This is a genomic window from Niabella sp. CPT15-335-S11 (assembly GCF_058792415.1).
The window spans coordinates 111,288-134,922 of the sequence record NZ_JBYTEI010000002.1; the positions used below are offsets into that span (position 1 = coordinate 111,288).

At 44.1% G+C, this 23,635-nt stretch carries 11 protein-coding genes; 6 read left to right on the forward strand and 5 right to left on the reverse strand.

Annotated elements, in window-relative coordinates; translation table 11 throughout:
- Nucleotides 1-3: 3 nt before the first annotated feature.
- Together AC3WS5_RS06975 and AC3WS5_RS06980 are read right to left on the reverse strand one after the other, a co-directional pair.
- Nucleotides 4-3,060 carry a SusC/RagA family TonB-linked outer membrane protein gene (locus AC3WS5_RS06975; RefSeq protein WP_492466552.1) on the reverse strand — a complete coding sequence of 1,019 codons (3,057 nt, stop codon included), beginning with the start codon at nt 3,058-3,060 and terminating at the stop codon, nt 4-6.
- A gap of 112 nt (nt 3,061-3,172) precedes the next feature.
- The gene (locus AC3WS5_RS06980) at nt 3,173-4,510 is read right to left on the reverse strand and encodes an IPT/TIG domain-containing protein (protein WP_492466553.1); all 1,338 of its coding nucleotides are present in this window, start codon (nt 4,508-4,510) and stop codon (nt 3,173-3,175) included.
- Nucleotides 4,511-4,746: 236 nt separating this feature from the next.
- On the opposite strand from AC3WS5_RS06980, the gene AC3WS5_RS06985 reads away from it, so the two are divergent.
- Nucleotides 4,747-7,872 carry a ligand-binding sensor domain-containing protein gene (locus AC3WS5_RS06985; protein WP_492466554.1) on the forward strand — a complete coding sequence of 1,042 codons (3,126 nt, stop codon included), beginning with the start codon at nt 4,747-4,749 and terminating at the stop codon, nt 7,870-7,872.
- Nucleotides 7,873-7,886: 14 nt separating this feature from the next.
- Nucleotides 7,887-8,663, forward strand: a complete 777-nt coding sequence (locus tag AC3WS5_RS06990; RefSeq protein WP_492466556.1) for a response regulator — start codon at nt 7,887-7,889, stop codon at nt 8,661-8,663.
- 86 nt (nt 8,664-8,749) lie between these two features.
- Here AC3WS5_RS06990 and AC3WS5_RS06995 read toward each other — a convergent pair whose 3' ends face one another.
- The 3 genes from AC3WS5_RS06995 to AC3WS5_RS07005 all read right to left on the reverse strand — a co-directional run bounded on the left by AC3WS5_RS06995 (nt 8,750) and on the right by AC3WS5_RS07005 (nt 16,406).
- A complete protein-coding gene (locus tag AC3WS5_RS06995; protein ID WP_492466557.1) occupies nt 8,750-11,053 on the reverse strand; it encodes a glycoside hydrolase family 20 protein in 2,304 nt (767 codons plus the stop codon).
- A gap of 126 nt (nt 11,054-11,179) precedes the next feature.
- Nucleotides 11,180-13,177 (reverse strand): RagB/SusD family nutrient uptake outer membrane protein, encoded by a 1,998-nt coding sequence (locus tag AC3WS5_RS07000; RefSeq protein ID WP_492466558.1) that lies wholly within the window; start codon nt 13,175-13,177, stop codon nt 11,180-11,182.
- A 37-nt stretch (nt 13,178-13,214) separates the two neighbouring features.
- Nucleotides 13,215-16,406 carry a SusC/RagA family TonB-linked outer membrane protein gene (locus AC3WS5_RS07005; RefSeq protein ID WP_492466559.1) on the reverse strand — a complete coding sequence of 1,064 codons (3,192 nt, stop codon included), beginning with the start codon at nt 16,404-16,406 and terminating at the stop codon, nt 13,215-13,217.
- Nucleotides 16,407-17,281: 875 nt separating this feature from the next.
- On the opposite strand from AC3WS5_RS07005, the gene AC3WS5_RS07010 reads away from it, so the two are divergent.
- The 4 genes from AC3WS5_RS07010 to AC3WS5_RS07025 all read left to right on the forward strand — a co-directional run bounded on the left by AC3WS5_RS07010 (nt 17,282) and on the right by AC3WS5_RS07025 (nt 23,592).
- A complete protein-coding gene (locus AC3WS5_RS07010) occupies nt 17,282-18,502 on the forward strand; it encodes an ROK family transcriptional regulator (RefSeq protein ID WP_492466560.1) in 1,221 nt (406 codons plus the stop codon).
- 168 nt (nt 18,503-18,670) lie between these two features.
- Nucleotides 18,671-19,129 (forward strand): carboxypeptidase-like regulatory domain-containing protein, encoded by a 459-nt coding sequence (locus AC3WS5_RS07015; RefSeq protein ID WP_492466561.1) that lies wholly within the window; start codon nt 18,671-18,673, stop codon nt 19,127-19,129.
- A complete protein-coding gene (locus AC3WS5_RS07020; RefSeq protein WP_492467448.1) occupies nt 19,130-22,000 on the forward strand; it encodes a TonB-dependent receptor plug domain-containing protein in 2,871 nt (956 codons plus the stop codon).
- A gap of 32 nt (nt 22,001-22,032) precedes the next feature.
- Nucleotides 22,033-23,592 carry a SusD/RagB family nutrient-binding outer membrane lipoprotein gene (locus tag AC3WS5_RS07025; protein WP_492466562.1) on the forward strand — a complete coding sequence of 520 codons (1,560 nt, stop codon included), beginning with the start codon at nt 22,033-22,035 and terminating at the stop codon, nt 23,590-23,592.
- The last annotated feature ends 43 nt before the right edge of the window (nt 23,593-23,635 follow it).

A 23,635-nucleotide genomic window follows, 5' to 3' on the forward strand; every position in this document is an offset into this window, starting at 1 on the left:
GATTTATAAAGTTATATTTAAACCTGCCGTAATTGTCTTCGTAAGTGGATACACCATGCCGTTACCACTTCCTAATTCGGGGTCCCAAATCTTTAATTTATCCCATACCAGAAGGTTTTGGCCAACAATAAAGAACCTGGTTGTAGAAATATGATGTTTCAGCAAAAAACTTTTGGGAAGCGAATAACCGATCTCGAGCGTCTTCAGACGTAAATATTTTCCGTCTCGCAGCCAGAACGTAGACGCTCTGTAATTGTTGGCATTCCCCCCGTAACTAAGTCTTGGATAAATCGCGTTTGTATTCTCTGTTGTCGGATCCCCCGAAATGTCCCGGGATATCCAACGATTTTTGGGATCTGCAACTGAGCTCAGGATATTACCCCAGGCGCCTTGTACAAATGGATAGACGCTGGGGCCGTTTATGAAATAGGAAGACCGGCCCGCACCCTGGAAATGTATATTGAAATCAACACCCTTCCACATGGCCGACATACCCAGGCCGTATTCCAGTGCAGGTCTGAAGCTTGCCCCGATTGGCACTTCATCGTCACTGTTGATTACGCCATCACCGTTAACATCCTTGTACTTGATATCGCCGGGCATATAGGTACCAAAAGTCTGCTTTGGACTATTTCTGATTTCTTCATAGTCTTTGAACAAGCCTTCAGCAATCAGCCCTCTGGACTGTTCCACCCTGAATCCCTCTCTTGATAAATATGGGTAATAATTAATTTGTTCGTCTTGCGCGAGGATCTTGTTTTTATGATAAGTAATATTTCCGCGGCTGGTGAAATCGACCTCACCGATTTTCTTGTGAAAGGAAAATGTCCCGTCAAATCCTTTGTTCTCAGTTCTGCCCACATTTGCCCAGGGGCTGCTGCTAATGCCCACCATGGCTGGTAAATAAAAACGCTGGACATATATATCGTCTCTAAGCTCATGATATACATCAAAAATGAGCGAGAACATGTTCCGTAATACGTTAACCTCCAGACCAAGGTCCTTTTTCGTCGCCGTTTCCCAGGTCAATTGTTCGGATGAAACTTCTGTATAGCCAATCGAAGGATAGGTATTAGGGCTGATAGATTCACCAAAATTAAAATTACTGATACCAGAAATAGTACTGATATAGGCAAAACGGGTTCCGCCAATATCGTTGCCTACTTTACCCCATGAACCCCTAAGCTTAAACAGGTCTAACCAGCCCAGCTTATTTTTTACAAACTTCTCTTCCGAAATATTCCATGCGGCTGATACAGCGGGAAAGAAACCAAACTGATGACCTACCTTAAAATTTTCCGAGCCAGTATATCCGAAATCTAACGCGGCCAGATAGCGGTTCTTGTAACCATAACCTGTGTGCCCCGACACAGACATCCATCTGTGCGGAATTCCGTTCTTGATATCGGAACCTACATTCGCTGAACTCCGTTCTTCACGCTGAAAGGACCTCACCATGGCATCTACGTTATGTCCCGAAAAATTCCTGTTGTAAAATATTTCACCAACCAGTTCGTAGATGCGACGGCCACTGGCATCGCTGTTCTGAAACATTAGGGCTTCGGTGGATTGCCGGTGAAATATCAGATTCCCATTCCGGTCTCTTCTCCTTTCCACAATGTATTGTTCGGGCCATTTTTGCCTGTTAATATTGTTCCAGTTATCACCGTCAAATGCAAGTCGTCCAACAGCTCGTAGTCCTTTCGTAATAAAATCAAGTTTTTGCTCTAAACTCACATTTGATGTTATTGAATTTTGCCAAAACTCCCTGTAACCCGTTTGTGTGGTAAGCACCCATGGATTTGTGCGAGCTCCGGTACCGAAAGCTGGGATAAGTCCGTTAGAATAAACTACAGGTGTGGCAATCGGATTTGTTCCTACCACGGACTCCCATATAAAATACCCAAGACCGGGATAGTTTTTCTTTTCCAGGAAACCGCCAACACCAAGTCGCATAACTGTCGATTTTGTGATATCAAAATCAAAATTTGTCCGGTAGTTCCATCGTATTCTGTTGGCGTTGGTTTTATAATCTTTTAAAGAGGCATCCGTTTTGTACAAACCTCCTTCATTGAAATACGAACCCGATGCATAATATCTGGCTGTTGACCCACCTCCCGTAAAATTCATGGATGCGATGACATTATTTGTTGAAGGTCTTAACATCAGATCCATCCAGTTCACATTCGGATAAAGGTCGGGATCCAGGTTATACTTTATGACGTCGAGCTCATTGGCGGTGTATAATGGTTCAAAATTCCTGGTAACCCTCGCTTCGTTAACCATCTGCGCGTACTGGAATCCGTCTGTGAATTCCGGAGTCCTGGTTCTTGTCACATAGCCTGTCTGTACTTTTCCGTCAATGGCTATTTTTCCCGCCTTTCCTTTTTTGGTCGTGATAAGGATAACACCGTTTGCCCCCTTTGAACCGTATAACGCAGTAGCGGAGGCATCTTTCAAAACAGAAAACGATTCAATGTCTTCGATGTTAATCTCGTTCAGCGATCTTTCAAAACCATCGACCATCACGAGCGCTCCTTTATTTGCGCCGAAAGTTGACATGCCCCTTATCCAGAATTCAGACAGGTTACTGCCTGGTTCTCCTGAACGTTGCATGGCAATAATTCCCGCGACATTACCCGCGAGTGCATTGGTAAGATTAGCTGTGGGCACCTTTAATGTATTCACACTCACCGTAGTGATTGCCCCGGTTACCGTTGCTTTTTTCTGAGGCCCCATGGCTGTAACAACCACCTGATCCAGAACACTGGAATCAACTGGCTGCATAATCACATTCACGAGAGCCCGCTGACCAACTTTAATTTCCTGAGACTTATATCCAACATAAGAAAAAACAAGAATACTATAGGGATCGGTCTTGATTTTGAATTGTCCAAGTTCGTTGGATGCTGTACCAAAACCGGGATTATCCTTGATGGTTACGCTCACCCCAATCAAAGGATTACTGGTGGGATCGGTAATAGAACCCGTGACTTCTACCTCCTGGGCATTCAGTTTTCCGGCAATCAATATTAGGAAGAAAATAAATAGATTTCTCATACAATTACGTTTATTTTACTGTTGACTATATCTGACGTACCAATATCAAATACTCATTCGGGATCGTACTCAAATGGATATTTGTACCAGACGTATCAATACAGTTTTTTCGTTATTCAGTAGTTATTGTTCTGATTCGGGCGTTGTCATGATCTGCAACATAAAAAGTGCCCGCAGATCTATCGTAAACGATGCCCATTGGCCAGTTGAACTGCGCATCTCGTAGGGCGCCGTCAGTGTAACCGGCCTGATTGGGGCGGCCGGCGAATGTGGTCACAACGCCATCCGGCGTTATTTTCCTGATACAATGATTGCCCCGGTCACATATATAGAAATTATCATTTTCATCAAATGCACCCTGATGTGGCTCTCTGAACAAAGCGCTGGTTCCTACACCATCCCGATATCCCGCGGTGCTTCGCTGACCAACAAAGTGAACCGGCGACTCAAGAGTCCGTGTTTGCCTGTTATAAGTAGCTTTGAGTAAATAATGGCGGTTAACCACGCAGATGTAGGCAAAATCACCACTTGGTGCAAACTGAATATTGAATTCCCAGTCATTATCGCCAATTCTGAACAACTCCCTGGATGTTCTGGTAGCGCGATCCCACTGAAATATTTGTCCCTGTTTATAACGGTTATAGAAATAGTCACCTGTCTGCGGCTGGGCATCACCTCCGTTTGTGGTGCTATTATATATTAAGGCGTTCCACCTCGTAAATCCGCTCGCGGGCGTTAACACCACTGTACTAATACCTGTTTCGTCCCACTGATCATTGGTGAGATATAGGGTATCCCAGGTAGGATTAAAGGCCAGCGTTCTTGGTCTGCCTACTCCGTTCCCGGTTCGGAACAGCGTCTTTACATAGGTCCTTGCCGAATCAATAAACCTGAGCGCCCGGTATTCTTCGAGCAGGTAAATATTTTTATGTTGATCCAACAATAACCAGTAGGGTTGTTCAAACTGTGCAACGTTAATGGCTCCATCAATAATGGCTGTTTGATTGTTAGCATTTTTGAAACCTGCGAGAGTCCCTACAGTCGGACGAAAATAATAGGTAAACGCCTGCGGAGCAACGACTTCCTGCTGACTGGCACTGGGTCCAATCAATACTTTTACCTCGCCAGTTCCGGCCCTCGATGGCACCAGAGCAAGTATCCTGGTTCCGTCGGAGCTAATAACAGGCGCTTGTTTGCCGTTCACCAGCACCCTGATCTGCGATGTATCCGTACCAAAATTGGTTCCCCTAATCAGCATTTGTGTGGAAACCCCTCCAGATTCCGGTGAGAAGCCTTGCACCGTAACCGGTTTGGTCGCATCATAAGGGATCACAGGCCTCTGTTCGGGCGTTATATTGGAACCCTTGTAACAACTGGAAAAGGCTAAAGAGAAAGCCATTAAGAAAGCAGACAGGTAAAAAAGGATCCACTTTTTAAGTAACCATTTCATATGATCATTTTTTATGTTAAACGTAATTTGTTGGTTTACAGAGCTCATGAACAAGCCGATCTTCTCCGGGCAAAATCGTTCTTTAAGCAGATACTCTAACTCAACTAAATCATTTGCGGGAGCAAAACTATCCATATCTTAAAGAAATGTTAATACAAATCGTATCAATGTTTCATCTTTTTGTATCAATCAAGTCTAATTTGCCGTGCTTGTGTATTTTTACATGAGTAAATGCTTTGAACCATCTCAATTTTAAATACAGGATTGTTGCTATTCTCCTGCTGCTTGCAAACCGCCTTCACAGCCAGCCGGTTTATTTCAGGCAATATCAGGTAGAAGACGGGTTGTCTCATAATTCTGTTATCTGCTCTCTCCAGGATAAAATGGGCTTTTTGTGGTTTGGCACAGCTGATGGACTTAACAGGTATGATGGCAGGAACTTTAAAATATTCAGGCACAACGAAAAAGATGGTAGCAGTATTGGTAGCAATGCCATTGAATACCTGCACGAAGATGCAAAGGGATGGCTGTGGATTGGCACCGCTAAGGGAATATTCCAGTATGATGTTGCAGGAGAAAAATTTACACGTCTGCCTGGCACGCTCGGAATGTCTATCCGTGCCATAGAAGACGACTTGGATGGCGGCATATGGTTCTCTGAGGGCGGGAATCTTTATCGCTACAATACAGTTAGTAAACAAATACTTTATTACCCCTTAAGGAATGTTACCGCGATCCTGAAGGCAAAGTCAGGCAGACTGTGGTTTGGTACATCCAAAGGAGCTATCTCCGTATTTAATAAGTCAGAAAACTCATTCACTACATTTATATTAAAAAATGCCGGTAATTCCATTGAGAAAATATTTGACACCGGCGAAGGATTCCTACTCCTGGGTACATCGAAAGACGGTGTCTTCAGTTTTGATCTCAAATCCGGCCGGTTCGCTCCTTTCTTCGATGAATCGGGAAAAAGCGCAGGACTCTTTGTGAGAGATATCAATCGTTTTTCCAGGGATGATTATTTGTTTGCAACCGAAAGCGGGCTGTATAGATATAAAATATCAAAACGTATGGCCACGTGTATCCGGAAAAACACGAATAACCCCTTTGCTATCAGTGATAATGCAATTTACACTTTGTGCAGGGACAGAGAATCAGGAATGTGGGTAGGTACTTATTTCGGAGGGATTAACTATTTCTCACTTAATGGTGAGTATTTTGAAAAATTTTTTCCCCAGGCACAAAGTAACTCGATTCGGGGAAACATTATCAGAGAAATAACAAAAGACATAAATGGCAACCTGTGGATTGGAACCGAAGATGAGGGCCTGAATAAATTTGATCCGGTCAGCCAAACTTTCAGGCATTTTAAACCCGGCGGTGACGGCTGCATTTCACATACCAATATACACGGGCTCCTGGCAGACGGAAACTGGCTTTATATTGGCACATTTGAAAACGGACTTGACGTGATGGACCTGAGAACCGAAAAAGTTATTGCCCATTACATGGCAGGCGAAACCAACACGACACTGAAAAGTAATTACATCAATGCCATCTATAAAACAAATCGTGGAGATATTTATATTTGTACTTCGCGCGGCCTCTATCAATTTGAACCAACTAAAGGTCAATTCCATCTGATCAGTCAGCTCCCCCTGAACGAATTTTATTCAGCAATTTATGAAGACAGGAACAGAACTCTTTGGGTAGGTACACACAACAGTGGATTATTTTTTCTTGACAAAGGCAATTTCAAACGATTACGAGTCATGAGGAATGGATCCGACCTATTGCAGGAAAGCCGGATACTATATATTTTGAAGGATAGTGACAATTATTTATGGGTTTCTACAGAAGAAGGACTCTACAAAATCGGAAAAAATGGCGCCAGGAAAATTTCAGAAAATGATGGGCTCCCAAGCCATCTTATTTACACCCTGACTGAGGATACGCTACGGAATATCTGGGCTACCACTTCGAACGGACTGGCGAAAATAGATCACGAAACAGGCACAGTGCGCGTTTTTCAAAAAGATGACGGGCTACTTTCAGAACAATTTAATCACCAATCCCTGTTTAAGGATGACGATTTCTGGATCTACGCGGGAAGTCTTAAGGGCATGATAAGATTTAATCCATATTTACACGATGAGATCAAATTCACACCACCCATTTATTTCACAGGTTTTCAGATCCACAATAAAGATGCAACATCAAATTCTCCCGAAGCACCCTTTCTCAAATCAATTTTGTTGGCCCCTCAGATAAAACTAAACCACAATCAATCCACATTCAGTATTGATTTTGCAGGATTAAGTTATAGCGCTTCAGACAAAATTGAATTCGCTTATAAAATGGCCGGACTGGATAATTACTGGACACAACCTTCTACTAACAGGCGAGTCTATTTTACAAATCTTCATCCAGGCGAATACGTGTTCTCAATCAAATCGACTGATACTTCGGGTCAATGGGCAAACAATGAAAAACAACTATTCATTGAAATTCTTCCCCCACTATGGCGTACCAATATCGCATATTTCTTATACGTGTTAACTTTTGCAGGTCTAATATACCTGGGCTTCCGGTATTACCATAGTAGGCAAACAGAAAAAAATCAGCGAAAAATGATGCTCTTTGAAATTGCCAAAGAAAAAGAGCTGAGCGCATCGAAAATAAGTTTCTTTACACGTGTCGCCCATGAAATCAGAACACCGCTAACGCTCATTAAAGCACCGGTTGAAAAGATCCTCGAACATAAGGATTCATTGCCACAACTTGCAAATTATTTGCATTCTATAGAGCGCAATACAGACCGCCTTCTTTCACTCACTAATCAGTTACTTGATTTCAGAAAAATTGAATCTGAAAATTATCCGCTTAATTTGGAAGACACGAATATTCCTGAATTATTGCGACAGGTGTTCCTGGGTTTTAGCGCGACCGCCGAGAAAAAAGGAATTGAATTAAGTTTTTCGCTCTCAAACCAACCTACGAAGGCCAGAGTAGATAGAGAGGCTTTCACAAAAATTGTAAGTAACCTCCTGGATAACTCGATCAAATACGGATTTAGAAAAGTAGGGGTAAATATACCCACCACAGAAGATTGCCTTACCATCGAGTTTCAAAATGACGGACCGCCGATTCCGCCAGAATATCATGAAAAAATATTTGAGCCATTTTTCAGAATGCCGGATAACACAAAGGCCAAAGGATCGGGAATCGGCCTGGCCTTAGCCCGTTCACTTGCAGAACTTCACCACGGGACACTAAACCTTTTCACGCGGGACGGCTATAACAGGTTTGTACTATTCATCCCTATTGACGGAAAGGAAAAACAAAAAACAAATAATGTATAACCGAATAATCGACTATGTCAAAAACTGAAAAACCCTCATTATTGGTCATTGATGATAACGGGGAAGTTGTAGAATTCCTGGTAAATGACCTATGCGATACTTATGAAGTAATCACCAGCTACAATGCAAGCGAAGCCCTCGCGAAAATGCGGAAATGCCCCGTAAACCTGATAATCAGTGACATTATGATGCCGGGCATCGATGGCCTCGAATTATGTAGTCAGCTGAAATCCGACTTTGAATACAGTCATATTCCGATCATACTCCTGACCGCAAAAAATTCCATTCAATCGAAAATTGAGGGCCTGAATTCGGGGGCCGACGCATATATTGAAAAACCGTTTTCTCCGCAACATCTGAAAGCACAGATCGTAAGCCTGCTTAATAATCGTAATAAACTGAAAGAATATTTTGCAAAATCACCATCTGTGGATATTCAGTCAATTGCACACTCCAAATTGGATGAAGATTTTCTGGAAGTCCTTCAAAAGCATATTGAAGAGAATATTGAAAATACGCTGCTGGACGTTGACCTCCTGGCAAACCTCATGAATGTGAGCAGGCCCACTCTTTACAGAAAGATAAAGTCTATTTCTAACCTCTCACCAAATGAAATGATAAATATCTCCAGGCTGAAAAAAGCCGTAGAGTTGCTGAGTAAAGGACAGGCGAAAATATATGAAATTGCCGATAAGGTTGGCTACAATTCACTCACCCAACTGGGAAGAAATTTTCATAAGCAGTTCAACATGTCGCCCACAGAATATGCAAAAAAACTCCTCCAACAATAAGTTACCGGTTGCTTTCAGTTAAACGACCGAAACCGCAACCGGTAACACTCATAAGTTTATCGTGAAGCTTAAACCCTTGTCTTAGCTTATTCCGCGATAATCTCATCCGCAAATATCCATACCGGCTTGCCCTCACCAGGGTGACCCTTGGGAGCAGTGGGCAGTATCTTTGCAGTTACCCTGATAAACCTAACTGTCTCTCCGGGAAAATTTACGCTAAAATCCTTGATCTGCGGATTGGTTTCTTTTGGTGAAATAGTATTTTGAACGCTACCAACCTCTTTGAAATTTGTTCCGTCATTTGATATTTCAAACTTTACATCAGTCGGCAGGAATATCCAGTCCCTGTAATGTTGAAGGCAACCCAAGGTAATTTTCCCGATGCTTTTTGATGTACCCATATCTACCGTGGCTACCAGATCTTTTCCGCTGAAACCATGCCAGTACTTTCCAACAGCATAAGTCCCGCGAATACCATCCACCAACGAATTCGGACCATCAGCCTGATAATAATTGCTTACAGGATTGACGTATGTCACCTTACTTCCTACAGCTTTGTGCATCACAAAAGCCTGACTGGCGGGCTCCACAACCATGACCCTGCCGTTTTCCGTGGTGACAGCCTTCACAACTACTGATGTACTAATTTCAATAGGTGATGTGTACTTTTTGCTGTCGGCCCCTGGGAAACTTCCATCAGTCGTGTAATGTATTTCAACATCGGGCATTTCAGAACTGAGTTGCACACTGAGTTTACCATCCTGGATTAGGGGTTTGATCGCCACGGTATAGTTTCCTTTTGAGTATCGGTAACCCAACTGCCCATAGGCTGTGAAATGAGATTTGAGTCTTTGCCTGAATCCCAAAAAATCCTTTTGCTCCAGTGGTGTCCAGTCCAACTCAGCTAACGCCGCCATCCGCGGCAATACCATGTATTCTACCTGCTCACGCGTTGTAATGTATTCGGTCCATAAATTGGCCTGGGCTCCCAGTATATGTTTTGCCTGGCCCGCGTTCAGTTCTTTGGGTACCGGATTATAGTCATATACTTTCTTCAGCGGGTTAAATCCTCCAAATCCTGCCGGTTCTCCCTGCGGTCCCGCCTGGTAATGGTCAAAGTAAAGCGGGTCACCGGGCGTCATAATAACATCATGCCCCATTTTGGCAGCAGCGATGCCACCGGATTCGCCGCGCCAGCTCATGACTGTCGCTTCCGGAGCCAGCCCCCCTTCCAATATCTCATCCCAGCCAATAATCTGGCGTCCTTTAGCATTGACAAACTTCTCCATTCGTTTGATAAAATAGCTTTGCAGTTCATCCACATTTTTAAGCCCCTCTGTTTTCATACGATGCTGGCATTTTGGACATTTTTGCCAGAACGACTTGTCCAGCTCGTCTCCGCCAATATGAATATATTTGGAAGGAAACAAAGCCATTGTCTCTGTCAGCACATCTTGCAGGAACTTGAACACCTCTTCATTACCCGCGCAATAGCTCGTTTGAAAATCAGGCGGATAGATCCCGCCCGGCAGAACCGTTTGCAGTTTCTGTATGCAGGATAATTGCGGATACGCGGCAATCGCTGATTCCGCATGTGCCGGCATTTCGATCTCCGGCACTACCGTCACACCACGCTCAGCAGCATAAGCTACAATCTCCCTAACCTGTTGTTGGGTGTAGAATCCGCCATAAGTGGGCTTTTCACCGTCCTTAGCAATTTCCCGGCTACCCCAGTCTTTGTCGGTTCTGTCCACCCGCCATGCTCCAACTGACGTCAGGCGCGGATACTTTTTTATTTCCAGTCTCCAACCCTGATCATCTGCCAGGTGCCAGTGAAAGGTATTGAGTTTGTATTTGGCCAGTAAATCTATATATTCCTTTACAGTTTCAGGCGAAAAGAAATGTCTGCACACATCCAGGTGCATGCCTCTCCAACTGAAGCGCGGGTAATCCGTTACCTCCATGCATGGCACCTGCAGTGCCGCATTGGTCCGGATGGCAGGCAATGTCTGAAGTATTGTTTGAAAACCATAAAGAATCCCCTGCCTGGAATGGGCGGTAATCGTAATCCGCTGTGGAGTTACCGCCAGCAGATAACCTTCGGGTTGAGGAACTTTTGATTTGTCAATTCTTAAAACGACCTGTCTGTCCCCACCCTGATTCATTCTCAGTGTTATACCGGAAATATCTTTGATGATTGCCGCAAAAAATCTGGCTGCTGCCTGCAGATCTTTGTCAGCTGAAAACTGAAGAGATGTTCTTGCATCGATATTAAAACTTCCGTCATTTTGTACGAGAGAAACCGGTTTAGGTATGATTGGTAATGTTGTTTGTGCACTGACTGACATTGCAGCGAACAACAGAATTACCAAAAAATTTCTTTTTCTCATAGAATATTTATTTAGTAATAATTTGAATGTCCTGATGGCTCCCAAAGATAGCCTACATTATACTGAGCAGATAAAATGAAGGTCGTCCCAGAACAGAACGACCTTTCAAGTGTGAATAGTGACCTCTTATTGAGTGGCACCCAAATTAGCCTCAGTTGGCCAATAAGGATTCTGATAAATAACCGATGTTGTTGGGTCAGACGGCGTGGTTGCCGTGATCAGGAAATGTTGTATTGCGATCGGCTCAAGGTAATGTGCATAAGCCCAGCTATAGCCATTCAGGATGAGGTTGCTGGATGTCAGGTTGATCCGATAGGGCCGCAAATACAAGCTTTCAGATCTTTTTGACACGTTTGCAGTTTTTCCAGCGGTACCTGCTTCAATGAGCTGACTGCTCCCATTTGCATTTTTATACCAGTTCTGCATGGGACCCCAGAGTTTTAATCCTTCGATAATATAAGGGCTCGATTTCAACTGATCGAGTGCACGCCATCTTTTTAAATCGAAATAGCGCAATCCCTCGGCCATCAACTCACTCCTCCTTTCTCTGCGAATGTTATAGAGGGTTTTGTCGGTAAGCAGCACACCCTTTGAATAAGCGGCGAAATCATTTTTTGCTTCCTCTGCCATATTGGTAGCCGCAATAGTCTTTGTATAATCGGGATCTACCCCTGCCCTGTTACGGATGGCCTTCCAATACTGATCAGCCTTCCCATCAATCGAACCCGTTTTCAGGTATGAAGCTTCAATATAGTTCAGGTAAGCTTCCACAGCTCTGAACACAATAGAACCTGTACTACCCGCGCTACCAACGGATTGTGCGGTGAGGTAAGATAGGCCTTTCTTGACAGGATATCCCGTAACGTAACGAACTTCCGGAATTCCCAGAATGTCCGGGTTGATTTCCAGAATGTTGTTTCCATCCAGATCTTTACTGTCCGTATATCGCAGTTCGCCCGGGGCCTTCATAAACAATTGTAACCTGTTGTCCCGCCCGGTCTTTACGAGTTGCACGGAATCATCTCCCTGGTATCCGGATCCTGGTGCGTAAATTGGCAGGCCGTTTGCCATCAGAAAATTATCCACAAATCCCCTGGTGTACCCGGTATTTGCACCATTTTGATTGATGTAGTGATTCACATTATGGTTGATTCCCTTTGTTGCATCATAAGCGCGCCACAAAAGTACTTCAGGATATTTTTCCATACTAAGATCAGAGAACATGGAGAAATAAGGATTAGCTGAAGAGTTAAACCCATCGTCTTTTGTGTTATTTACCAGAGAAACAGCATCGGCTACTTTAGAAGCGGCGTCCATGGCCTGAGTCAGGAAATAGTCGATTTCCCTGTCGATGTTAATAGAAAAATTCGCCACCTTTCCCGTGCCTGGCCATCCTGGGCCTCCCGGAACAAAAGCCGTACCCTTGTGGTAAGTTAGCCAGCTTCCTTCATGCAGGCCAACCCTGGATTTCAGCAAAAGCGCGACATTCTTGGAAATACGGTTTTTACCGTTCGGAGGAGCCGTCTGCAATAATGAAATCGCTGAATCCAGGTCACTGATTACGAAACGAGCCACTTCATTACGGGGCCTCCGCTTTGAAGCATCCGTAAGGGCCAGCATTTCATCGGGGAGTGTACTTTTGACGATCGGGAAATCGCCAAATGCCTGGATCTTATTGAAATATTCATAGGCCCTCAGAAAATAAGCTTCGCCAATGTAATGGTCAATATTTGTTTTAATACCGGAAATTCCGCCAGCTTTCCATCTTGGCAGTACGGTCTCAAGGAAGTAATTGATATTCCGGATTGCACCGAAGTTCCAGTTTCCACCACTTTGCGGAACGCGCCATTCGCCGGGTGCCCAGCGGGTTGAATAATCCGTTGACGCCTGGTTATCTGTGTTGTTATCGATACTGAAGGTGCCGGCTCCCCATCCACCATGGGTGGGAAAACTATAAGCCGCCACCGTGTACGTACCCAGGTCTGCTTCAGACAAAAGAAAGTTTTGAGGAGTTACATTAGACAGTGGGGACCTGTCTAAATACTTATTACAACCCGAACTCATGAAGACAACAGCCAGCAAAAGTCCGGCCCAATACTGGCCATATTTATTATATGTATTCATTTTAATCATATTTATGCTGATTAATATACTTATTTACTTAAAAGTTTACACTCAGACCTAATGAGACAATTTTACCCAGCGGGTAAGTCTTGCCATCATTCCAGCCAGACAATCCTACTGTTTCCGGATCGAATGTTTTGATCATTTTAGTAAATGTCAAGATATTCTCAGCAGATGCGTACAACCTGATTTTAGAAAGGGTGAGTTTGGATACAATTTGCTGCGGCAGGGTATATCCTAACTGGATATTTTTCACCCGCAGATATGCTGCGTTTTGCAGATACCTGGTCTGAGTATATTGGTTTTTGCCCGTGTTGAAATAAGGCCTTGGAAAATAAGCGTCCTTATTCACATCCGCCATTCCTGCTTTCACCATGACGGAATTTTCGTCTCTGAAATAGTCCATATGAGTTTCAAAACCCGCAGATTGCCACATGCCACCTGATGCTCCCCAGAAGTACGGACCATTAGGCATCCAGTCTCTTTTCCCTACACCTTGTAAAAACACGCGGAGGTCGAATCCTTTCCAATCTGCACCCAGGTCAAGGCTGTAACGGTACCTCGGCGTACTGTTACCAATAATGGTTCTATCACCGGTATTACCCAGAACGCCTGCACCACCATCAATCTTGCCATCGCCATTGATGTCTTTGTACATGATGTCGCCGGCTTTCCAGTTACTACCCATTGCATTTTGTTTTGTTGTTGCGAGGTGGGCATCCATTTCTTCCTGAGTCTTTGCAATACCAATGGTTGTGTAGCCCCAGATCTCGCCACTTTTTCTTCCGTTGTACCAGGTGCCGATATTACCGGTAGGGTTAGGGTAATTGGTTACTTCTTGTTGATCGTCTGCCAACACTCCACGGACAGAATAACCAAAGTCGCCAATACGATCTTTCCAGCTTGCTTCTAATTCAAAACCCCAGGATTTCATATCGGTGTTATTGATATTTGGTACGCTGGTTCCAAGTATAACCGGGAGTTCGGGAGCCGGGCCTACCATATCCAGGGTTTTTCTGACAAAGTAGTCGGCATTAACAGTTAACCGGTTGCGCAAAGCGGAAACATCCAGACCGAAGTTTCTGCTGGTCACCCTTTCCCAGGTAAGCAGGGTACTGATCAATCCGGGTGCATATGCTGTATTTGTTTTATCGCCATTCAGGAGCCACCCACCGTTTGCCACATAGAAGGGTTGAGTCAGGTAGAAGGGATACCAGTTGGAAGTGTTTTGGTTACCCAATTCTCCGTAAGAAGCTCTCAATTTGAAATTCTGGATATCCCAATTCACCGGCCAGAAATTTTCTTTTGCGATGTTCCAGCCCAAAGAAACGGAAGGGAATAGATTCCATCTTTGATCTCTAAGGAATCTGGAGCTTCCGTCGTAACGGGCATTTACTTCCAGTAAATAGCGCTCCAGGTAGTTATAGTTCAGTCTGCCGAAGAAACCTGCGGTAGCCCAATGCTGATATTGACCTTCGGTAGCTTTGCTTTCATTAGTCGCTGTATTAATAGTCGGAACAAGCGGCGTAATCAGCCCGGACCTTGAGCCGCCGAGGGTGCGATATTTATTGAGTTCTGAGTTAAAACCGATCAGTGCCTTAAAATCGTGTTTGTCTCGGATCTTAAAAGCATAATCACTATAAATGTTTGAAGCAAAATAGTTTTCTTTCCTGGCGTATTCATATACGTAAGTGTATCCGGCAGAGTTCCAGCCTACAGACAGCGGCACTGGTCTTCCCAACACATCACCGGAATAAGCGGGCAATATTTCCTGGTGATTGTTGTAATTGTTTATCCGGTAGTTCGCGTCGGCAACGATATTCCAGCCCTTCTTGGGGGTGATGGTCAGTTTACCCTGCTGATAAATCCAGTCCTGCTGATCCCGGTTTACGCCACCCTGCTCTAACTGGGCAATTTCGCTGGCATCGGAATAGTATTTGCCATCAGGTGTTTTAACCGGTATGGTTGGCCACCGACGGGCAATATTATGGTAGTACAGGTCGAACATATGCGCTGCGCGCTTGTAGTCTTCACGAACGAAGCGGGACGTATAGTCGAACCTGACGTAGTTGCTGAGCTGTGAATTTATTTTCCCCGTTACGGTATACCTGTTAAAATGATCATTCCCGTGCCTGGAGAGACCGCCCTGATCGAGGTAATTGGCGGACACATAATATTGAGATTTCTCTGAACCGCCACTAACGCTGAGGTTATGATCCTGGGCGAAAGCGGCTGGCTTGTATTGTTCCTTGAACCAGTCGGTGTTAGCATTGGAACCGGTGTACATGGGCCAGTTCAGTGAGGATCCTGAGCGAGTTGTACCCGAATCGAGTGTGCCTTTTTGATAGGCAATAATTTTGTCTAATATATTCTGGCTGAATTTAGCGCCTTCCCCGTCATTTTGAGCTGCTTCATTCCAATACAAAGCAAAACGATAGGAATCCAGCATTTTTGGCAGACCAAGCGGGCTGGTCCATCTCAGGTTGTTATTATAATTAATTGTTGCTTTACCACTGCGGCCCTTTTTGGTGGTAATCAATATCACGCCAAAAGGTGCGCGCGACCCGTAAATAGCCGCGGACCCGGCATCTTTCAATACCGAGATACTTTCAATGTCCTGAATGTTAAGGGCATTCATATCACCAGCCATCCCGTCTATAAGAACCAATGGTGCGGAGTTGGAGCCAGAACCGATGGTACCCCCACCCCGGATATTGACGGAAAGATTTTGATTCAGCTCACCACCCAATCCCGCTGTACTCAAATTGAGACCCGGGATCAAACCCTGAAGCGCCTGCCCCGTGTTAGAGACCGGCCTGGATTCAAGTGATTTTGCACTGACGCTGGAGACAGCACCGGTGAGGTTCGCTTTCTTTTGGGTTCCATATGCAACCACTACGACCTCATCGATAGTTGTGGTAGAAGCGGGCTCCAGCTTAACGTTCAGTGTACCTTCAGATGCCACTTCATGAGCGGTCTTGAAACCTACAAACGAAAAAATCAGGACGCTGTTCCTGGGGGCGCTTATGGAATAATGTCCACTAGCATTTGTTGTTGTACCGGTATTGGTACCCTGAACGGATACGGATACGCTGGGCAGTGGGTTCCCCACGGTATCAGTTACTGTACCTGATACCATGACGTTTTGTGCAAAAGTGACCTGCTGCAGCAGGGAAAGGCAGATCAAGATGAAAAAGCCTTTCAAAAATAGTAGGCGCTTTGTTCTCATAAATTCTATTTAAATTTTAGTAGTTCCTTTACCGCAGAATATGGCCCTTGGAAGCTACAAGCCATATTGAGTATTTTTATTAAGTATGACATAACAAAAAGTTAACAAAAATACAGGAAAATTTGAATTACCAAAAAGTTTTACAAGTTTTATTAAATAATTGTAACTTTTTTAAAAGTTTAAAATCTTCCTAAACTTTTATTCATTTGATCCTAATCCGCTTTTAACTAACAGCCAAACCGCTCGGAAATCGAATATTTCACGAGGCAGGATTTCTGTTTATCAAAGTCTGGATAATTGATACCCAATGTTTTAGTTCAGAACGGAGTTCATGTTTGCGGGAACCGGCTATTCCTAAGGAGCAAAACTAATTTGGGCGCCTATTTTATTATCCGCAGCACTTCGGTGCGCTTCGGCCAACCTGACTCATTCTGTAGAAGCTTATAAGTACCGAAAAGCCATTTATAATTTATTTACTAACTTTTCTTTATTATTATTTATTCACAACTTGTTCATAATATTATAAACAACTCATAGTGTATAAATCTTCACTCTTTAAGTCCTCATTCAAATCTAACTACCGTTGAAACTTATATATCGCCGATCTATCCTATTACGCTCCTTTTGTCATATATCCTTATTCATCAATGTTATATATATATTAATGCACTTCCATGCACATCGCTTTTAAGTATGCTGCTTTAGACACTGGCCTGTCAAATACGGACCTTTTGACCAAACATTAAACTTGGTAAAATTTTTCTTATCTATCAGGACTAACTACATCTGTGCAAATACTTCTTAATTTATTTAAGAAAAAATTTTGATAATTAATAATTCACTTTAACTTTACTTTCTGTTAATACTCCTCAAACATGTCAAGGTATATGTTGATCAAGAAGAACAAGTTGCAAAAACTGATAATCAGAAACTTATTCTACCATAAGGATTTGTCTTGCCCTGAACTCAGCGAGTTGACTGGTAAAAGCCTTCCCCTGATAACCAAGTACGTAGACGAACTGGTCAGGGAAGGAATAGTTGTAGAAAAAGGATATGCGCAATCCAGCGGAGGCAGACGGCCCCTGATGTTCGGCCTGAAAAAGGGAACTTTTTACCTCATAGCGGTTGCCATGGATCAACTGATCACCAGAATCGCATTGATCAATGATCAGAATGAAATTGAAGGTGAAATTGGCGCGTTTGACCTGACGCTGGCTAACAACCCTGACGCGTTGCAGGAACTAACCGAGATGATCAGCTCATTTATAACTGATCATGAAATTCCGGTCAAGAAAGTTTTGGCCATTGGAATAGGAATGCCCGGTTTTGTGGATGCCGTCAAAGGCGTCAACTACAGCTTCTTGCCGGTTACCGACGGAACCATTGTTTCAAATATTGAAGCAGCATTAAGCATTCCGGTGTTCATTGACAACGATTCCAGCCTGATCGCCCTGGCAGAACTGAAATGGGGAGTTGCCAGGAAAAAGCAACAGGTCATGGTCATCAACATCGGCTGGGGAGTAGGTCTCGGCATCATTTCCGATGGAAAGCTTTTCAGGGGACACGATGGCTTCGCGGGCGAGTTTAGCCATATCCCAATTTTCGACAATCACAAACTCTGTACCTGCGGCAAGTACGGTTGTCTCGAAACAGAAACGTCACTCATCGTGGTCGCCCAGAAGGCAATAGCCAAATTGAAAGATGGCGGGCCAACACTCGTCAGTGATATTTCTGAAACAGATTATGAAGATGCTGCCAAAAGGATTATTGAGGCAGCCAGAAAAGGTGACAAATTTTCCATTGAAGTATTGTCGGAATCGGCATATAACATTGGACGGGGCGTAGCCATCCTTATACATTTGCTGAATCCTGAACTGATCGTCATCAGTGGCCGGGGATCGCTCGCGGGTAAAGTGTGGATTGCACCGATTCAACAAGCGATCAATGAACACTGTATTCCGAAAATAGCGGAACACGCGGAGATAAAAATATCCACGATTGGTCAAACTGCGGAGCTGATTGGCGCAGCCGCGTTGGCCATGGATAATTATGAAAAAATTCAAACGACTCCAGAGCGGTCCAGACAAATGACGTAAAAATCGGTTCCCTGGGCCCGGATTGGTTTTATGGTAGTAAAGTTTGCAGATCGTTTCCCGCTGCCGGGAGGCGGGATATATGTGTACCCCCGATGGTGCCGGATCCCTAAAAACAAAACAAATTCTTCCACTTTGGACAAATAATTTCCTAATTCAAAATGCACAAATATGAATCAAGTATTGCAAAAACTACTGTTTTCAGTGCTGTTTATTTGCGTTGCAACGTTAACGTATGCACAGCAAAGAACCGTTACCGGAACAGTGACTGATGAACAGGGGACACCACTGGCCGGTGTTTCGTATACGCTCGTGGGTCTGAATGCCGGAGGTACGACCAACGAAACGGGCACCTTCTCGGTAACTGTCAGAAACAACAACACGTCTGTTCAGTTCAGTTACGTAGGTTATCAGACTCAAACCGTGAATATTGGCACGCAAAGCCGCGTATCTGTCACGATGAAGAAAAGCGAAGATCAATTGGAAGGTGTGGTTGTGACCGCCTTGGGTATCCGCAGGGAACAACGGAAACTCGGTTATGCAACTACAACCCTCACCTCCAGGGATATTATCAAATCAGCACCTACAAACTTTGCATCTGCACTCTATGGTAAGGCTCCCGGGGTATAGATCAATACGAACCCGGGTGGGGCGACCAGCGCAGTTGCGATCCAGATCAGAGGGCTGTCCTCAATTACAGGGCAGTCACAGCCTCTATTAGTAGTCGATGGCGTTGTAGTCAGGAACGGAGATGCAAACAACGAAGGGTACTGGGGCGGTAACCAAAAAATAAACGGAAATGGTCTGCTGGACATCAACCCTGAAAACATCGAAAGCATCAACATTCTCAAAGGCGCCGCCGCCTCAGCGGTCTATGGCTCAGATGCCAATTTCGGCGTCATCGTGATTACCACCAAGAGTGGAAAAGGTTTGAAAAAAGGTCTGGGCGTGGATGTAAACCTAACCGGAAGCCTCGAAGAAGCTTATATCCCCAAAGGTTATCAAAATGAATTCGGGCCAGGGTACGACCGGGGGACAAACGTAAATTCTTTCGGTTCCGACGACGAGGGATTCATACATCTGACCGTTGACGGCAAACAGGTAATACGGCCCATTTTCAGAGCTTATGCCCAATTTGGTCCAAAAATGGACGGACAAAATGTGTATTGGTGGGACGGCCAGATGAGATCTTATTCTCCGCAGGGTACCATCTGGAAAAAATTCTACCGCACAGGCAATAACACCAATGCAAACATTGCCATCAGCAACTCGTCAACGAATTATAATTACCGCTTCTCCTATACAAGGAACGACTACAAAGGCATCCAGATTGGCGGCGATCAGCAAAAGAATACGTTTAACCTGAACACTTCTTACAATATTGCCAAGAACCTGACTTTTGATTTGATCTCTACCTATATCAATGAAAAAGTCCATAACAGACCCAGGCAGGTGTATTTCCTGACCAATAACTACGGTGGCTTTATAAGCCCCGCTGACCGCTGGGATGTTTACCTGAACAAATATCAGACAACGAAAGGATATAAATGGGTAAGCTATAACTCAAACCTCGATCCTGATGAAAGATTAAAGTACCATATCCGGGGATATGATTTCCTGGACTTTTTATGGAATCAACTGGCAAACAGCTACGATGAAAGCACCAACCGCTTGATCAATTCTATGACCCTGAACTATAAAATAATGCCAGGGTTGACATTACGCGGTAGATATGGAAACGATTTCACAAGTTATTTTCAGGAACAAAAACAAAGAAGTACTCAACCCCTGTCATTTGGAGCTTCCGGCTATTACGGAACAACCCAAAACAGGTATATGTTCACTTATGGTGATCTGCTCTTGTCCTACCAGGGAAAGATTACTGATAAGTTGACTGTATCTCCGTCCGTGGGTTACCAGGCCCGGGTGGAAGATTACAGGTACAATAGTGCGGGCACGAGAGATGGACTAACCACCGAAAACTGGTTTAGCCTGAATGCATCCAAAACTTCGCCGCCCTCCGGTTCTTCGTCCAGAAGAAAACTGGTAAAAGACGGTCTATTTGGTATCCTTAACTTTGACTTCAATAATTTCCTTTTCATAGAAGGTACAGTAAGACAGGAAAGATCTTCAACGCTGCATCCGGATTTCAATACCTATTATTATGGTGGCGTAAGCGGAGCATTCGAACTTAGCAACGCTGTTAAGTTGCCCACTTTCTTTACCTATAGTAAACTGAGAGCAAGCTGGGGAACTGTTGGTAATCCACCCGGCCCTTACCAGGCAAACGTTGTATTCAACGCGGGCAACGCGCAGGGAATTCCCACGCTTTATCCCCCAAACAATTACGGGAATGAAAAATTGAAAAACGAGAGAAAAGATGATATCGAACTGGGTTGGGAAAACAGGTTCCTCAATAACCGGTTGGGTTTTGATTTTACCTGGTACCGTGACAAGATAGTCAATCAGATCCTTCCTCTTTCCATTCCTGCTTCAACAGGGGCCAATTCCGTATTCGTGAATGTGGGTACCATGCAAAGTTCGGGTTTGGAATTGAGCCTTTATGGCACTCCTGTGAAAACTAACAACGTAACCTGGGACTCCAGACTAAACTTCGCGGCTAACACAAATAAAGTAACTGCGTTGATGCCAGGCCTCGGACAGAGTTATCTGACCTTATCCAATATTGACAACGGATCCCTGATTGTGAAGGCGGAGAAAGACAAAAAAGCAGGGGAAATATTTATTTATAAGAGAAAAAAAGATGCTGCCGGCAATTACCTGATTAACGGCGATGGTTATTATATCGTAGACTATGATAAGCAAGTGTATGCGGGGAATATCCAACCCAAGGCTGTAGGTGGCTTTATAAACAATATAGCCTACAAAAATCTGTCCCTCAACCTTGTTATGGATTACAGTTTTGGTAGCCAGGTTGTTTCTGCCGGATTGTTATATGGAACTGGTGCGGGTATGTATGAAAACTCACTGCCCGGAAGAGATGCTGCTCACGGGGGTCTGCCTTACTACGTAGATTCAAAAGGTAATTTTGTTGGCGTATCTACCGGAACCTCAAAAGGTCCAAATGGTGAAAAGATCTACAACGACGGTATGATTCTGAACGGCATGACAGAAGCGGGTCAGAAAAACACTAAAATCATCGATGCCCCGAATTATTATCTGAATACGTACACCTGGGGTTCATGGCCCGGTTATGCATCCGGTAGCCTTTATGAAGGTGCCGTATTTAATAATGATTACATAAAAATGAGGGAAGCTTCTCTTTCATATGTTCTGCCCGTTCGCTTGGGTGCCAGGATGAAGATGCAGAATTTAACGCTGACGGTTTTCGGAAGGAACCTGTTCTATTTCCACAAGACACTGCCTTATGTAGATGCCGAAGACGGTGCAGGAACCAATTGGGTTAGCAGAGCTACTACAACCGGTAGTGCAAATGCTGCCACAAGATCTGTTGGTGCAAGTCTGCGTTTATCTTTCTAAATCATGAAGAACTTAACAATTAATCAAATAATATGAAATATAATATGAAATCGGGCATTTTATTACTGCTTATCGCCACGGTGATTCTGGGCAGTTGTAAAAAATCTGCATTTGATACTAACTTTTACAACCCCGAGAGTGCAGTCAAAGCAGATGTTCCCAGGCTTTATGCCGGACTATTTGCCCACGAGAAAGTTATGCCCCGGTATTGGAACCTGTACACTTTTCTGGTCCCGGTAATGGGTACATACAGTCAGACGGCCGGATATACAAATACCAAGGGCGTCTATGAACAACCAACTAACTATACTGGTAACAGGTGGGATTATTTTTACACCCACGATATAGCTATATTCCGTGAACTTGAAAAAGCATATGCCGCTCTTACAACGGATGGAGACAAGGAGGGTTATAAATTGTTTATGGAGACCGCCAGAATATTCCAGTATGATCAGGCTACGCAAATGGTAGATATGTGGGGCGATATTCCTTTTACCACCGCCGGAGGTCTGAACGCGACCGGTAATATCGTGCTCCCGGTATATGATAAACAAGCCGCCCTGTATACCCAGGCATTAACAGATTTGAAAAGAATATCAGATTATCTCACCTCAGTTAAACCCAGTGCATTTTATTCAAATCAACTTAAATCATACGATTTCGTCAACGGAGGAGATCTCACCAAGTGGAGAAAATATTGCAATTCTCTGATCCTTAGGTTAGCAATGAGGATTTCTTATAAGGATGAGGCAACAGCCAAAAGCGCGATCCAAACCATTTTAGGTAACGCGACAAACTACCCGCTTCCAAATACCGCATCTGAAAGTCTCGTTATTCAGGCCAATAGCCTGACCAGTAGTCTGTTGCCGAATGACAAAAACGAAGTACGAAACGGTTTTGGCGTCAATCCTTTCGCACCCGGCAAAATGGTCAACGATATAATGGCACCAGCAAATGACCCCAGGCTGGCGGCTTATTTTACCAAAAATGCATCCGGCAACTATAAAGGCATTGCTAACACTTTGACAGAAGCTCAGGTTACTGCCGGCGTTACAGCCAATGATTTTTCCCGTTGGGACTCTACAACCTTCACTGAAAACTATATGCTGCCTGGGATGCTGATTTCTACAGCCGAAGTTCAGTTTTTGAAGGCTGAAGCTTACCAAAGATGGGGAGGAGGCGATGCTAAAGCCGCTTATGAGAATGGCATCCGACAATCCATCGCGTTCTGGTATGGCGTAAACGCCAATAGTGCTTATGCGGCGGGCAAAAAAACTGCGCCGTCTGAAGCAGATATTGAAGCCTACCTCAGCTATCCGGATGTTGCTTTCGGCACAAATAATCTCAAAAAGATCGCCACGCAGAAATGGATAGATTTTAATATTTCACAGGCCAACCAGGCCTGGGCAGAATGGAGAAGAACCAAACTACCGGATTTATCTTTCCCAAGAGACAGCCGGTCCGTTATTTCTCCGGATGTCCCTACCCGCTTGTTATATCCAGGGACTGAAAAGGACCTGAATACGACGAATTATAACGCGGTAAAGAGCGCGGATAACATAACAACAAAAATCTTCTGGGATGTTAAGTAATAAATAGAGCCTTTGCAAAACCGCCTCAAAACAGAGGCGGTTT